We start from the raw sequence: 13,999 nt of genomic DNA, 5'->3' as shown, positions 1-13,999 counted from the left end.
AAAAAATAAACCCCCAGGAAGGTGCAACTCCCTGAGGGCAATTTAGGGCAAATATGAATTACTCCAGCTATCGAAACGGAGTTCAAAATCATGCCTAGCAATGATTCTAGGGAAAGTACGTCCCAAAAATCAAGTGGAATTGATAATACGTACCAAAATAGCGAGCACTTGAATTGCGTACCAGGATGGCAAATGCCAGAAACGGGTCTTTACGGCATCGATTTTTGGTCGCATATGTGGAAGCGCCCAGAAAAAACGATTTGCGACTGGATCCGAAAATACAGGATTCCATACATAGGTGTTGAGCCTAAGAACAGCTACATCTACGTATCAGACTTCTTATCTCATATCGGAAAGATAAAAGAAGATGAAGCGGAGCAACGGTGAAGGAACGGTTTTTAAGAATGCGAAAACCGGCAAATGGGTTGCCCAGGTCACTTACTATCAAGACGGGAAGCGGAAACGCAAAACTAAGACTTCAAGAAACCGGTCTGATGCAAACTCCAACTTACGGAAATTGCACGAGGAAGTCGAAAGTGGGTTTGTTTCATCTGGAACTGAAACCGTTGGCAAGTATCTCAAGTCGTGGCTTGAAAACGTTCAACGGGAGAACTCTGAGAATATGTTTTTATCCGCAACAAACATTATGCAGAATCATGTCATACCCTTGATCGGCAGAAAGCACCTCGTGAAACTGTCGCCAATGGATGTGCAGAATATGATTGACAGGCTGAGGGACAATGGCGTAGGTGGTCGTTCTGTTCAAATGGCTTACGAGTACCTGAATTCTGCAATGGTTCGCGCTTATGCTTTTCGAATGATACGGGAAAACCCATGCGGGCCGATCCGAAAGCCGAAGCACTCCTACGCGAAAGCCAACCCTTTCACAGTTGAAGAAGTGCAGGCGTTGTTGAAGTATTTGAAGGGGCATCGGTTCTACAATCTCGTGTTTGTCGCTTTGACCACTGGAATGAGACCAGGTGAAGTGTTTGGGCTGTTCTGGGAAAACGTGGATCTGGACAACGCAAAAATTCACGTAAAACAACAGCTCTCGAATGCCGGTGGCAAAAAAAAGATCATACCACCAAAGACAAAAAGCAGCATAAGAACGGTAGACATATCTGATGCCACTGTGACCGCACTGATTGAGCAGCGGAAGCAACTCGTGAAGTCAGGGCATGCGGGCAGTGAATATGTATTCCTGGGGAGGAATGGCGCCTCTGTTGGCTATATCAACTTTCAAAAGATATGGACCAACATTCTCAGTAAGGCAGGGGTCCAGCACCGTGGTTTTCATCATGTCAGACACACGTTCGCGACGCTCGCAATCAGCAGTGGTGTTCCGATAACCGTCATTTCGGCAACGCTGGGGCACGGAAACACGGCCACGACGCTTCAGACATACGCGCATGCGATGCCTTCCCAGCGATCAGACGCGACCAACGCAGTCAGCAAGATGATCGGCTGAATTTTGCACGGTGGCTAACGCGTGGCTAAAAACGCCTTTTCTGGCAACTCTATAAATAGCCAAGATAATCGAGATGTATAGTCGAAAATAGGCCATATTGGCATTGGTGCGTCTATTTCACTTCGTGAACCAAAAGCATATCATGTCCCTGCGAAGTCCAGTCAGTTCCGGAGATCAGGACAATCTGACTTCCCGTTGTCAGGAACCCATGTTTTTTGCCATAGTTGTCGATGAATTTCAAAATCTTGGACGGTGACTTTTCAACAACGTCAGTCAGCAGTGAGGTCACGCCCCAGTATAAAGTCATCCGTCGCGCCGTTGCCGGACGATCCGTCAGCGCTACCGTGGGGACGGTTCGTCTTTGTTTTGATAATGCCATCGCAGTTTTACCTTCGTGCGTGCAGGTCACCATCAGGTCGGCATCCAGTTTTTCGGCTGTAATCCCGGCCCCCATCGTCACGGCTTCGGTGACTTCGCGAGCATACAGTCGGCGATTACTGGTCGCTTCTTCAGAATGCAGATTGGAAGACAGGATGCGGGCCGCTTCACGCACGATGCGGCTCATCATTTCCACTGCTGCCAATGGGCTCACACCCACGGCCGTTTCGCCCGAAAGCATCACGGCATCGCTGCCATCCAGCACCGCATTGGCAACATCGCTGGCTTCCGCCCGGGTCGGGAAAGTATTGAACTGCATGCTGTCCAGCATCTGAGTGGCAGTGATCACCGGGATGCGATATTGATTGCAGAGATGAATGAGCCGTTTCTGGATGATGGGCACACGTTCGATATCCACTTCCACTCCCAGATCACCACGGGCCACCATGACGGCATCTGTCTGCTTGAGGATCTGTTCGATATCACTGACCGCTTCGATCTTTTCAATTTTGGCAATGACATGTGGTGCGTCAACCGGATTCAGCTTTTCAATCTCTTCTTTCAGCTGACTGATATCGTCGGCGGAGCGTACAAAGCTGAGTCCGATATAATCCAGGCCATGTTTGACGGCCCAGGCCAGATCTTTCAGATCCTTCTCTGTCAGACAGGGGGTACTCAACTGCACGCCCGGCAGATTGACTCCCTGCTTGCTGCGGATAATCCCTTCGCGTTCCACTACACACTCGACGAATTCGTGATCTGGAGATTTTTCGACCACTCTCATGGCGACCATTCCATCCGCCAGCAGAACCGGATCACCGACGCGCAAGTCGCTGATCAGCGACTCGTAAGTGCACGTCAATTCCTGGGGATTATCAGTTTCCAGTCCCCTGATAAAGCGAAATCGCATGTCCTGTCGACATGTGATTTCACCATCTGGTAGGACACCCAGGCGAATCTTAGGGCCAGACAGGTCGCCTAAAATTCCAATCGGCTTTTCCATTTCAGCCGAGATCTCATGGATATTCTTCACAATCTCCGCCAGGCAGTCATGTTTGCCGTGCGCAAAGTTCAGACGAAACAGATCCACCCCCGCAATAATCAGTTTCTGAAGCATTTCCCGCGAATCGGAAGCGGGTCCGACTGTCGCGATAATTTTTGTTTTTACCAGCGGATGTTCTGCGTAGTGTTTGTCGTTCATCATGAACCTTAAAAAGAATTTTCTGAAAGCAGATCGAAGCGTGCGCAGGGACCTGCTTGAATGCAGATGTGCTCAGTTTTTTTCATCCACCTTAAACCATTTCTGATTCACCTGTTTGACTGGTTCTCCAGGTTTAGCAACCTGAAAACTACCTTTCAGACTGACTGTTGTCGGGCGAATGCATGTTTTGTCATTGCAAGCCTGATACTTGACATTGAGTTCGAGCTGTTCTGCCTTGCCCGCTGCTGCAGCGGGGATTGTAAGTGTGCCGCGGATGATGGCCTGTTTCTCGTAAACCTGCAGTGCTTCATCAAACCCTTCGACAGTAAATGCGTGGCCAGCCGGATATTTGATTTGCGACAGCTTGATCTCTTGATTCGATTTCACTGTAAACGTTGTCGGTACCATGAAGTCAGGCTTGGCGGGATTCGCATTGATATGCCAGCCCTCTTCGATTGTGAGTACAATCGCGACCTGACAGGTTTTTCCCGCCGGCAGTTTATCAACAGAGAGATAGGCTTTTGCAGAGACCAGTTTTTGCTTGGGGTTGATCTGGCCCAGACTGGCAAGTGCGAGCAGTTCCAGTCCCGGTGTGACGCTTGCCAGTTGATCTGATTTTTGTTCGAACTGATCGAGAGAACCCAGACTGAATGCTGGTTCCATTGCTGGAGTGGAAGTCGCGGATTGTTTCTGATCAGCAGGAGTTTCCAGAAATTCACCCACGGCCTGTATCAACTGGGCACAGCGATTCGGATAGCGCTTGATCACGCGGCCAAACAGTTGCAGCGTCTGATCTGCATACTGTCGATATTGCGGGTCACCGGTCAGTCGAGACAACTGAATCAGGTTGCGTGTACTGATACTGTTACCGGAGGGAATCGCGGCGTCGTAAGCATTTTTAGTGCGGGCAATGAGCTGTTCGTGATCATGCGTGGTAAAAAAGAAGCCATGTTCTTTCTGATCCCAGAACAATTTGATCTGCAGGTCAGTCAATGCCTGCGCCTGATCCAGCCACTGCTGTTTCCCGGTCGCTTCATACAGTGCGAGCAGCCCCTGAACCAGAAAGGCATAGTCATCCAGATACGCATTCAGTCGTGCCTGATTGGCGCGATAGCTGCGATACAGGTGCCCCTGATCGTCACGCATCTCCTCGAGAATAAACTGGGCCGCTTTTTCGGCGGCTGCCGTATATTCGGGATGTTTCAGGATCCGGCCTGCGTTTGCCATGCCGGTGATCATCAGACCATTCCAGCTGGTCAGGATTTTATCATCTTTCAACAGCGGCTGACGTTGATCACGCACGACATGCAGTTTGTCGCGCATCGTCGCCAGTTGTGTCTCCAGCGCTTCCGGAGTCATCTTCTGTTTTTCAGCCAGAGCCTTGAGTGTGGTCACGCGATGCAGCACGTATCCGTGTTCAAAGCGAACCGGTTCGTTCAATCCATAAAATTCTGCGAACAGGGGGTAGCCTTCTCCCAGGATCTTTTTCAGTTCTTCCTGAGACCAGGCGTAATGTTCGCCTTCCACGCCATCCGTTTCCGCATCCAAAGCAGAGTAAAATCCTCCCTGTGGGTCGGTCAGCTCGCGTAACACAAAATCGATGATACCTTGGGTGACCTGTTTATATTGTTCGTTGCCCGTCTGCTCATATGCCTGTGCATATAGTGAAGCCAGCTGCCCGTTGTCGTAGAGCATCTTTTCAAAGTGGGGCACATGCCAGTAGCGATCGGTACTGTAACGGTGAAATCCGCCTCCCAGATGATCATAGATTCCACCATTGGCCATCGCGTCCAGTGTCTGATACAGTACTTTCGCTGATTCCGCTGCCGTACTTTCTGCCACCGGTGATTCAATATCATACTGCAGTAATACCAGCTTGGAAGACGTGGGGAATTTCGGTCCATTCGGACTGACTTCAGAAAAGTCGATTCCGCCAAACTCCGCGTCAAAACTGGCATTGATGGAACGCACGCCCGCTTTAACCAGTCTGTCTTCGATGGAAATCGTTTCCGAAGCAGCTTCCTCTTTCTGCAGCCGGGCGACCTCTTTAGCGATGATCGTGGCGCTCTGCTGAACCTTGGCTTTATCACCGCTCCACAGCTCATTTACTTTCTGTAAGACGCGGGGAAAGCTCATCTGACCGCCCTGGTCAGTGGGTGGGAAATACGTGCCACCAGCGAAGGGTTCGCGATCGGGCGTTAAAAACATCGAAAGTGGCCAGCCTCCATTATCAGGTGCACCGATCAGGTGATAGTAGACGCTCAAGGAGGTCATGTAAATATCGTCGATGTCAGGCCGTTCTTCCCGATCAACTTTGATATTTACAAAGTTCTCGTTCATGTACTTCGCGATTTCGGGATTCTCAAAAACCAGCCGTTCCATCACGTGGCACCAGTAGCAACTGCTGTATCCCACAGACAGAAAAATGATTTTGTTTTCTTGCTTCGCTTTCTCAAATGCTTCCTGTCCCCAGGGATACCAGTCGACAGGGTTATGCTGGTGTAACAGCAGATACGGGCTGGTCTCTTTGGAAAGACGGTTGGTAAACATGGCTTTGTTTTTCGTCTTTTCGGATGCGGGTGTTTTGGTTTTCGAATCTTCGCCGGCAGATTTTTCACCGGCAGACAGGTTCGCTGGTTTCCAGTTGGAAACAAACAATAAGATGGTCAGCAGCAGAACAATCCACCATTTCATATTTTTATGCAAATCCATTTTATGATTCCTTCGGAGGGCGGGCAGATATCTCTATGCCCGTTTTACATTTCAGTCTGCACCGGCCAGCAGGTTTTCGGCTGATCCAGCGGTGGGTAACATTATCTTATCCGATACCCGTCCAGTCGACTATTTAATAATAACAGAAGAATCGAAATTCAGCACATCATCGCAGCAATGTCTGAAGCCAGATCACCGGTTTCAGGCAGGAACCGGGATCTGTTGAAGAATCTGGCGAATGATCTCCGTGGCGCGGTTCCGCTGGCTTTCACGAACCAGAGAACGGGTAATCACTCGATGTGCTAACACCGGTACTGCCAACTGTTTGATATCATCCGGGATGACATAATCTCGCCCTTCTGTAAACGCTTTCCCCTGAACCGCATGCGAGAATGTGATTGCCCCACGGGTGCTGACGCCCAGTGTCAACTCGGGGTGGTTGCGGGTCACATCCACGATTTCCAATATATAGTCCGTCAGAGAGTCGTCGACTCGGACATTTCGCACTGCCTGTTGCATTTCACGCAGTTGTTTCAGCGACAGGACAGACTGCAGGGTCTCCACAGGTTCACCATTGCGATGTTGAATCAGAACTTCACGCTCGATGGAACGATCCGGGTAACCGATATCAATACACATCATAAAGCGGTCGAGCTGGTTTTCCGGTAGAGGATAGGTTCCTTCGAACTCGTAAGGGTTCTGCGTCGCCAGTACGAAGAAGGGGGGCGAAAGGGTAATCGTCTGACCTTCCACACTGACCTGACCTTCATTCATGGCTTCCAGCAGCGCACTTTGAGTACGGGGGGGCGTACGGTTGATTTCATCTGCCAGCAGTACATTGGAGAAGATCGGTCCTTTACGGAATTCGAACTCGCCCAGACTTGGTAGAAAGACATTGGATCCCAGGATATCAGAGGGGAGCATATCCGGAGTGAACTGCACTCGTGTGTAGTTGCAGTCGAGGCTCTTGGCAATCGCCTTCGCGAGTGACGTTTTACCGACGCCGGGAGCATCTTCAATCAGCACATGACCTTCAGCCAGTAGAGTGACAATCGCCAGCTGTACCACATCCGGTTTGCCAATGAGAACGCTGGAGATGTTGTCATGCAGTGTCTTAACCAGGCTGGTGGTTTCTTGCTGGGAGCTGACTTCCATTAAAGATCCATTTTCTGATGAGCATTGTTGCTGATATCACGGAGATCACAGTCGGAGCATCAACGTTCAGAAATACAGGATTCCCACATTGATTTCAACTGACAGTCTAACCGGTTTCGTGGGGATATGGAATTATATAAAAACAGAGAAAATATTTCTGTACAATTGTCTGACAGAGTTTCATTATAGAGAAGCCGATTGTAAAGAAAACCAAATTTTGATAACAATCACTGCTGCTGGCAATCATTTATGAAATTCAGGTGCTTTGTCATCGTGTTCAGTCCTTTCACTGGCTGACAACGCGAATGCCCCTTCATTTCGATATCATCATAAATTATCAATTCATCAGGATTATACTGCATGTCGGGCCCAAATCAGTCGATCGACCAGTTCGCCTCTCTCACACGACGGTCTTTTCTACAGTCAGGAGGGATCAGCCTGGCTGGCCTGAGTCTGTTAGATCATCTGGTACTTCATGAACTGGTAGCGGCCCCTGCGGCTGCAGATCAAAAAATAGAGACATTAAACCGCTTCCCGCGAATGGTGCAGGAATACTTTGTCGAACGTGTCCGGCAACAGGAAGCCAAAACCATTCAGCGTCTTGACGCTTTAAAAACCAAAGCAGACGCTGAAGACTATGTGGCTTCGGTGCAAAAACGCATTCGCGAATCGTTCGGCCCTGAACCCGAACGCACTCCGCTCAACGCGCGAATCACCAGGACAACCGACCGTGATACCTATACGATCGAAAATGTGATCTTCGAAAGCCGTCCCGGATTTCTGGTCACTGCGAATCTGTACGTTCCCAAAGGCATCACCAAACCCGCGCCCGGCGTCGTGGGAACCTGCGGACATTCGCACAACGGGAAAGCAGAGACCGCTTACCAGTCATTCTCTCAAGGGCTCGCCCGCAAAGGCTACGTCGTATTAATTTTCGATCCCATCGGCCAGGGGGAACGGGTTCAATACAGCGGGGACGATCTCAAATCCACGGTCGGTGTCGGCGTCCGCGAACATCTGCATGGCGGGAATCAGCAGTTTCTGGTCGGTGAAAATCTGGCGATGTGGCGCGCCTGGGACGGAATCCGTGCTCTCGATTATCTGCTGACCCGCAAAGAAGTCGATCCAAACCAGGTCGGTGTCACCGGCAATTCGGGAGGCGGGACCATGACCACCTGGCTGTGTGGTGTCGAGCCACGCTGGACAATGGCGGCTCCCAGTTGTTTCGTCACCACCTTCCGCCGCAACATGGAGAACGAACTCCCCGCTGATACAGAACAGTGTCCGCCTAAAGCGCTGGCGCTGGAACTGGATCACGCCGACTTCCTGGCAGCACAGGCACCCAAACCGGTTCGCATTCTCAGTAAAGAACGCGACTTTTTTGATGTGCGGGGCGCGCGGGAAGCGTATCTGAGGCTGAAGCGACTCTATAAACTGCTGGGCCATGAAGACAACGTGTCGCTGTTCGTGGGTCCCACTTATCATGGCTACTCGCAGGAAAATCGCGAAGCCATGTATGAATGGTTTAACCAGGCGACCGGTGTTTCCAGCGAATCCCAGGAACCGAAACTGGTGATCGAGAAAGATGAAACACTGTGGTGTACGCCGAAAGGTTCTGTCGCGGACATCGGTTCCAAACCTCTGTATGTTTTTACGGCAGAGCATTCGAAAGCACTGGCGGCGGAGCGAAAACCAAAAACGGGCGCTGCCCTGCAGTCGGCGGTCGCGGAAACATTGCGTTTAAAACATATCGAGGGAACACCCGATTATCGCATCCTCAGAAACCGGGGTGGCAAAAATTATCCGCTGAAAAATACCATCGCTTATGCCGTGGAAACAGAACCGGGCATTCAGGCAATCGTCTATCGTGTGTCTGATGAGAAACTTTATTCCAGGCCGCCTCAAGACGCCGGCAAACAGGCGACTCTGTATATCTCCCATGTCTCTTCCGATGCAGAATTACGGGAAGAGCCACTTCTGAAAACTGCCAGTCAGTACAAAAAACGCATTTTATATACTTGTGATGTGCGTGGAGTCGGGGAATCGATGCCGGACACCACGAATGCGAATTCCTTCTTCACTCCGTATGGCAGCGATTACTTTTACGCGGCCCATGCAGTTATGCTGGATGATCCATATGTCGGTCAGAAAACATTTGACGTGCTCAGAGTCCTCGACTGGATGGCAGCCAACGGACATACCGATATCCATCTGATCGGTCGCGGCTGGGGCGCATTGCCGGCGACATTCGCTGCCCTGTTCTCGCCGCACGTAAAACAGATCACATTGAAAAATGCACTGACCTCGTTCAGCGATATTGCAGAAACTGAGCATTACGAGTGGCCTTTATCCACGCTGGTTCCGAACGTATTGACCGTCTTTGATATGCCAGACTGCTATGCTGAACTGAAAGGGAGTAAAGGCCTTACTCAAATCGCTCCCTGGGGGGCAAAAGGCGCTGACAGCTGAGAACTCCTGGCAACAGCCTTGCATCTACCCGGGTCCGCCCGTCACAATAGTATAAGTCAACACCGGCGGGCTTCATTCTTTTCTCTGAACAAGAAACTGGCATCATTGTGAGCAGCGATCCTACGATGGAAACTTCCGATCTGGAATCCGTTGAAAAACTACACCAGGGATATCAGCGACTCCTGCAGGAAGTAAATCGGGTGATTATCGGCCAGCAGCAAGTGGTCGAAGAATTATTAATCTCCCTGCTGGCAGGCGGGCACAGCCTGTTAGTCGGCGTTCCCGGGCTTGCGAAAACGCTGATCGTCCATACGCTGGCGGATACTCTTAATCTTTCCTTTAATCGCGTTCAGTTCACCCCCGATCTCATGCCGGCCGACATTACCGGTACCGACGTGATTCAGGAAGATAAGAGTACGGGCAATCGTGATTTCAAATTTCTGCCCGGCCCGATATTTTCGAACGTCGTGTTGGCAGACGAAATCAACCGCACGCCTCCCAAAACACAGGCCGCCCTGCTGGAAGCGATGCAGGAACATCAGGTGACGGCCGGCGGACGAAAACATAAACTCCCGGTTCCATTTTTTGTACTGGCGACTCAAAACCCGATCGAGCAGGAAGGAACCTATCCCCTGCCGGAAGCACAGCTCGACCGTTTCATGTTCGAGATCAACGTTCAGTATCCCAGTGAAGAAGAAGAGTTTGCGATTGTCAGACAGACGACTTCTGATGAATCTTACTCGGTGAAAAAAGTACTCGATCTGGATGAGCTGTTGTCCTTTCAGTCACTCGTACGCAAAGTGCCAGTCGCCGATCATGTGATTCGATATGCGATGCAGTTCGCCCGCATGACACGAATCATTCCCGGCAGCGATACCCAGGCGGAAGAAGTCCCTGAGTTTATTCGCGAGTTTGTCAGCTGGGGGGCCGGCCCCCGCGCCAGCCAGAATCTGGTACTGGGTGCAAAAGCCCGCGCAATTCTGCACGGGCGGATGTATGTGAGCACCGACGATATCCGCGCTGTCGCGCATCCCGTGCTCAGGCATCGCATCATCACCAACTTCAATGCGGAAGCCGAGGGGATGACTCCCGATAAAATCGTGGATCGACTGATTCAACTCATCCCGGTCGACTCCTCTCAGGAAAAACTTGATGGACGATTACCGCAAGTATTTAGATCCGCAGACGCTCGCTAAAGTTCAGAATCTGGATCTGGCGGCGCGACAGATTGTGGAAGGTTATGTTTCGGGCGCACACAAAAGCCCCTTTCATGGTTTTTCCGCCGAGTTTGCACAGCATCGGGAATATGCGACCGGCGATGACCTGCGCTACGTTGACTGGAAAGTGTATGCGAAATCGGATCGTTACTATCTTAAGCAGTTTGAAGCCGAAACCAATTTTACCTGCTATCTGCTGCTCGACTGTAGTGAATCCATGCGGTACCGTTCCGAGGGAACTGCGCTCTCCAAGTGGGAATACGCCCGTCTGGTCGCAGCCGCTTTGGCTTATGTGGTTCTCAAACAGCAGGATGCCGCCGGTTTGTGTACGGTCAATGATCATGTGGTCGATTTTCTCAGGCCGGCCAGTCAGCCCACCCATCTGAAACAGATTTATCACACCCTGGAACATACGGAAGCGTCGGGTGAATCTGGGCTGGGCAAGGTCTTTCACGAACTGGCGGAACGCATCAACCGCCGCAGTCTGATTATTATCATCAGCGATCTGTTTGATGATCTCGATTCGGTCATGCTGGGGTTAAAACATTTCCGTCACCGCAAACATGATGTCAGCCTGCTACAGGTGATTGATCCCGCGGAACAGGACTTCCCCTTTCAGGAACCGGTCCTTTTTCGCGGACTGGAAAATCAGCCGGAACAGATGGCGGAACCACGCTCACTCAAAAAAGCCTACCAGGCAGAGTTTGAAAAATTTCTGAAAGCAGCGCAGCGTGGCTGTCGCGATCTGAATATGGATTACGGACTGGTTCGTACCGATCAGACTCTGGATCTGGCGCTGTCAACTTTCCTCTCACACCGTCAATCACGGGTGGGCTCTTAGATTACATTGATTCGAAATTTCATGAACGCATTGTATTTTCAGCCCGTATTCGCATTTGGATTTGCCAGTCCCTGGCTGCTGATGGGACTGCTGGCGGCTGGAGTTCCCATCCTGATCCATTTGCTGCATAAGCGGAAGTTCATCGAAACCGAATGGGCGGCCATGAAGTTTCTGCTGGCGGCGACCCGGAAATATTCCCGGCGGGTGCGCTTCGAGCAACTGTTGATTCTGCTTGTCAGGTGTCTGATCCTGCTGCTGCTGGCGGTTGCATTTTCACGCCCCTACTGGTCACTGCAAGGTGCCTTTTTTGAAGCTGCGGCACCCGTTCATCGGATTCTGGTCGTGGATACTTCCTTCAGCATGCGCTGGCAGGGAGAGGAAGAGTCCCTGTTTGAGGAGGCCAAAGAAATTGCGCGGTCGATTGTGTCAGCTTCCAGGCAGGGAGACGCGTTTCAACTGATTCAGATTTCCAGCGCTTCACCACAGAAACTGATTTCCCGTCCTTCTCGGCAGCAGGCCTATGTTCTCGAGGAACTTTCGAAACTGCAACCGACACAGGAATTTGGTAATGCAGGGCAGGCGCTGCAGGCGGCGCTGGAATTTCTGGGACAGGCACAGGAACTGGCGCATAAAGAGGTGATTGTCATCAGCGATTTCCAGGCGGAGAGCTGGTCCCCTCAGATGGCGGAGCAGGGAAATTCACGCATCCTGTCCTTGATGGAAGCATTATCAAAAAAAGCGACGCTGATTCTCAAAGATGTGGGCGCCACGGAAGAATCGAATCTTGCCATCGTCGATTTTAACAGCAAGTCATTATTTGCCACATTGAATCAGCCGGTTCGATTGAGTGTCACCCTGCATAATTTTGGTCTTCTGAATCAGGATAATGTCAATCTACAGTTGTATGTGGACCAGCAACTGGTCAATCAGAAGCAGGTGAACCTGCCGGCGAGTACCGACACACAAGCGGATTTTACCCACCAGTTTACCCGTGTTGGCGATCATCGACTGGAAGTCCGACTTGCCGATGATCGACTGCCGTTGGACAACCATCGCTGGAAGGTCATGCCGGTCAAAAAAGAAATCAATGTTCTGCTGGTCAATGGCAGGCGTTCGACCGAAGCCATGGGCCGCGCGACAGATTTTCTGGAACTGGCTTTATCTCCCTCGCTGCAGGAGCAACCCTGGCAGGGAATTATCAAACCGCATGTGATCAATGAAGGCGAACTGGCGACCACCGAGCTGAGCCTGTACGACGCGGTCGTCATCTGTGATGTCGCGCTGTTTACCGATCATGAACGCGATCTCTTAAAGCATTATGTCAGACGCGGAGGCGGGTTGATCTTCAGCCTCGGCGAGCAGGTGAACGTCAAGAATTATAACCAGACGATCTTCCAACCAGAGCAGGGGCTGTTATCCCTGAAATTACGGGACCGTCGAGGGGATGCCCGCAAGCATACCACACTGTTTGAGTTTGATCCTCTGCAGTATCAGCATCCTGTCATTGAAATCTTCAAGGGAAATCCTGACGCCGGTCTGGAAACCACGCATATCTACGAATACTTTCAAACAGAACTTCCCCCCGATCCCGATACGCGGCTGATTTTGAATTATGATACGAATGATCCGGCAATTCTCGAAGGTTCACTCGGGCGGGGAAAAGTGATTCTGATTACCACCTCGCTCGATCGGCTCTGGGGGACGTGGGCAATCTGGCCCAGTTTTCCGCCGATGGTGAATGAACTCGTGCTATACGTCGCGACGGGCAAATGGGGCAGTCGCGAGGTCCGGGTGGGGCAGCCTCTGGAAATCATGACTCAGGAAAACCAGCTGACACTCACTCCCCAGATGGTCGCGCCCGACCAGGAAAAGTATCCACTCAGAAGTGTCCTCGACAGCAAGGATGAGTCCCGCACGATTACCTTCCAGCAGACTTTGCTCTCGGGAATCTATGAACTGGACTGGGAGTCGGCTGCGACAGAAAATACGCTCTATGCGGTGAATGTTTCTCCGCAGGAAAGTAATTTGAATCATATTGGACCACAGGTTGTTCCACCTCAATATTTTCGTCGGCCGGAAGGAACTGAAAGTCAGCTGGCAGAAGTGCCGGAAGAACGCAGTTCACAGGCAGGGCTGGCTGAAAACCTGTTGCTGACAGTGCTGGCTCTGATCGTGGTCGAACAGTTATTGCTCTGGCGGTTTTCTGCCGGCGCGTTGACGTTTCTGGCGGTCATGCTGATCTCCTGTCTGAGCCTGTTTTTCCTGCGCTAACGGACAGCGAGTCTGTAATTTTCTATTCCGTTCTGATATACTGACCCGTCCCAAACGTGATTCCTATCCTGAAGAAGAGGAAATGCAGCCCCCAATGAGCCTGAATAAGAAGCAGAAAAAACAGATTGACGTAGCCCGTCAGAAAATTCAGAAACTGCGACAGAGATTAACCGGTGCCAAAGAGCAGATGGACGATCCCCAGGAAGTCAAAAATCTCGAACAGGAAATTGCCGCCCAGGAAGAGCTGATCAAAAAAGTCCAGGAAGCTTCCTGAACCGGTTTCCTGT

Annotated in this window: 10 protein-coding genes; 7 read left to right on the top strand and 3 right to left on the bottom strand. The window is 51.0% G+C overall.

The genetic code is table 11. From position 1 onward, the window contains the following. The first annotated feature begins 192 nt into the window (after window positions 1-192). Complete coding sequence (locus Pan161_RS30780) at window positions 193-387, top strand: hypothetical protein (RefSeq protein ID WP_197995570.1); 195 nt, start codon at window positions 193-195, stop codon at window positions 385-387. Continuing rightward, window positions 368-1,468 carry a tyrosine-type recombinase/integrase gene (locus Pan161_RS28305; RefSeq protein WP_145232075.1) on the top strand — a complete coding sequence of 367 codons (1,101 nt, stop codon included), beginning with the start codon at window positions 368-370 and terminating at the stop codon, window positions 1,466-1,468. The genes Pan161_RS30780 and Pan161_RS28305 overlap by 20 nt, the downstream gene beginning before the upstream one ends. 112 nt (window positions 1,469-1,580) lie before the next feature. Here Pan161_RS28305 and pyk read toward each other — a convergent pair whose 3' ends face one another. From pyk to Pan161_RS28290, 3 genes are all read right to left on the bottom strand, one after another. Continuing rightward, window positions 1,581-3,050, bottom strand: a complete 1,470-nt coding sequence (gene pyk, locus Pan161_RS28300; RefSeq protein WP_145232074.1) for a pyruvate kinase — start codon at window positions 3,048-3,050, stop codon at window positions 1,581-1,583. A 69-nt stretch (window positions 3,051-3,119) separates the two neighbouring features. Next, window positions 3,120-5,759 carry a DUF255 domain-containing protein gene (locus Pan161_RS28295; protein ID WP_145232073.1) on the bottom strand — a complete coding sequence of 880 codons (2,640 nt, stop codon included), beginning with the start codon at window positions 5,757-5,759 and terminating at the stop codon, window positions 3,120-3,122. A 201-nt stretch (window positions 5,760-5,960) separates the two neighbouring features. Then, on the bottom strand, window positions 5,961-6,914 hold the full coding sequence (locus Pan161_RS28290) for an AAA family ATPase (RefSeq protein WP_145232072.1): 954 nt from the start codon (window positions 6,912-6,914) through the stop codon (window positions 5,961-5,963). Window positions 6,915-7,274: 360 nt separating this feature from the next. Between Pan161_RS28290 and Pan161_RS28285 the strand changes: the two genes are divergently transcribed. From Pan161_RS28285 to Pan161_RS28265, 5 genes are all read left to right on the top strand, one after another. Further along, window positions 7,275-9,383 (top strand): alpha/beta hydrolase family protein, encoded by a 2,109-nt coding sequence (locus tag Pan161_RS28285; RefSeq protein ID WP_145232071.1) that lies wholly within the window; start codon window positions 7,275-7,277, stop codon window positions 9,381-9,383. 125 nt (window positions 9,384-9,508) lie between these two features. Next, on the top strand, window positions 9,509-10,579 hold the full coding sequence (locus Pan161_RS28280) for an AAA family ATPase (protein WP_145232966.1): 1,071 nt from the start codon (window positions 9,509-9,511) through the stop codon (window positions 10,577-10,579). Next, a complete protein-coding gene (locus tag Pan161_RS28275) occupies window positions 10,536-11,441 on the top strand; it encodes a DUF58 domain-containing protein (RefSeq protein ID WP_145232070.1) in 906 nt (301 codons plus the stop codon). The genes Pan161_RS28280 and Pan161_RS28275 overlap by 44 nt, the downstream gene beginning before the upstream one ends. Window positions 11,442-11,462: 21 nt before the next feature. Continuing rightward, complete coding sequence (locus tag Pan161_RS28270) at window positions 11,463-13,712, top strand: BatA domain-containing protein (RefSeq protein ID WP_145232069.1); 2,250 nt, start codon at window positions 11,463-11,465, stop codon at window positions 13,710-13,712. Between the two features lie 82 nt (window positions 13,713-13,794). Beyond that, window positions 13,795-13,986, top strand: a complete 192-nt coding sequence (locus Pan161_RS28265) for a hypothetical protein (protein WP_232103534.1) — start codon at window positions 13,795-13,797, stop codon at window positions 13,984-13,986. The last annotated feature ends 13 nt before the right edge of the window (window positions 13,987-13,999 follow it).

It is taken from the genome of Gimesia algae (assembly GCF_007746795.1).
GTDB lineage: Bacteria > Planctomycetota > Planctomycetia > Planctomycetales > Planctomycetaceae > Gimesia > Gimesia algae.
This window is presented reverse-complemented; position numbering and strand designations above follow the sequence as displayed.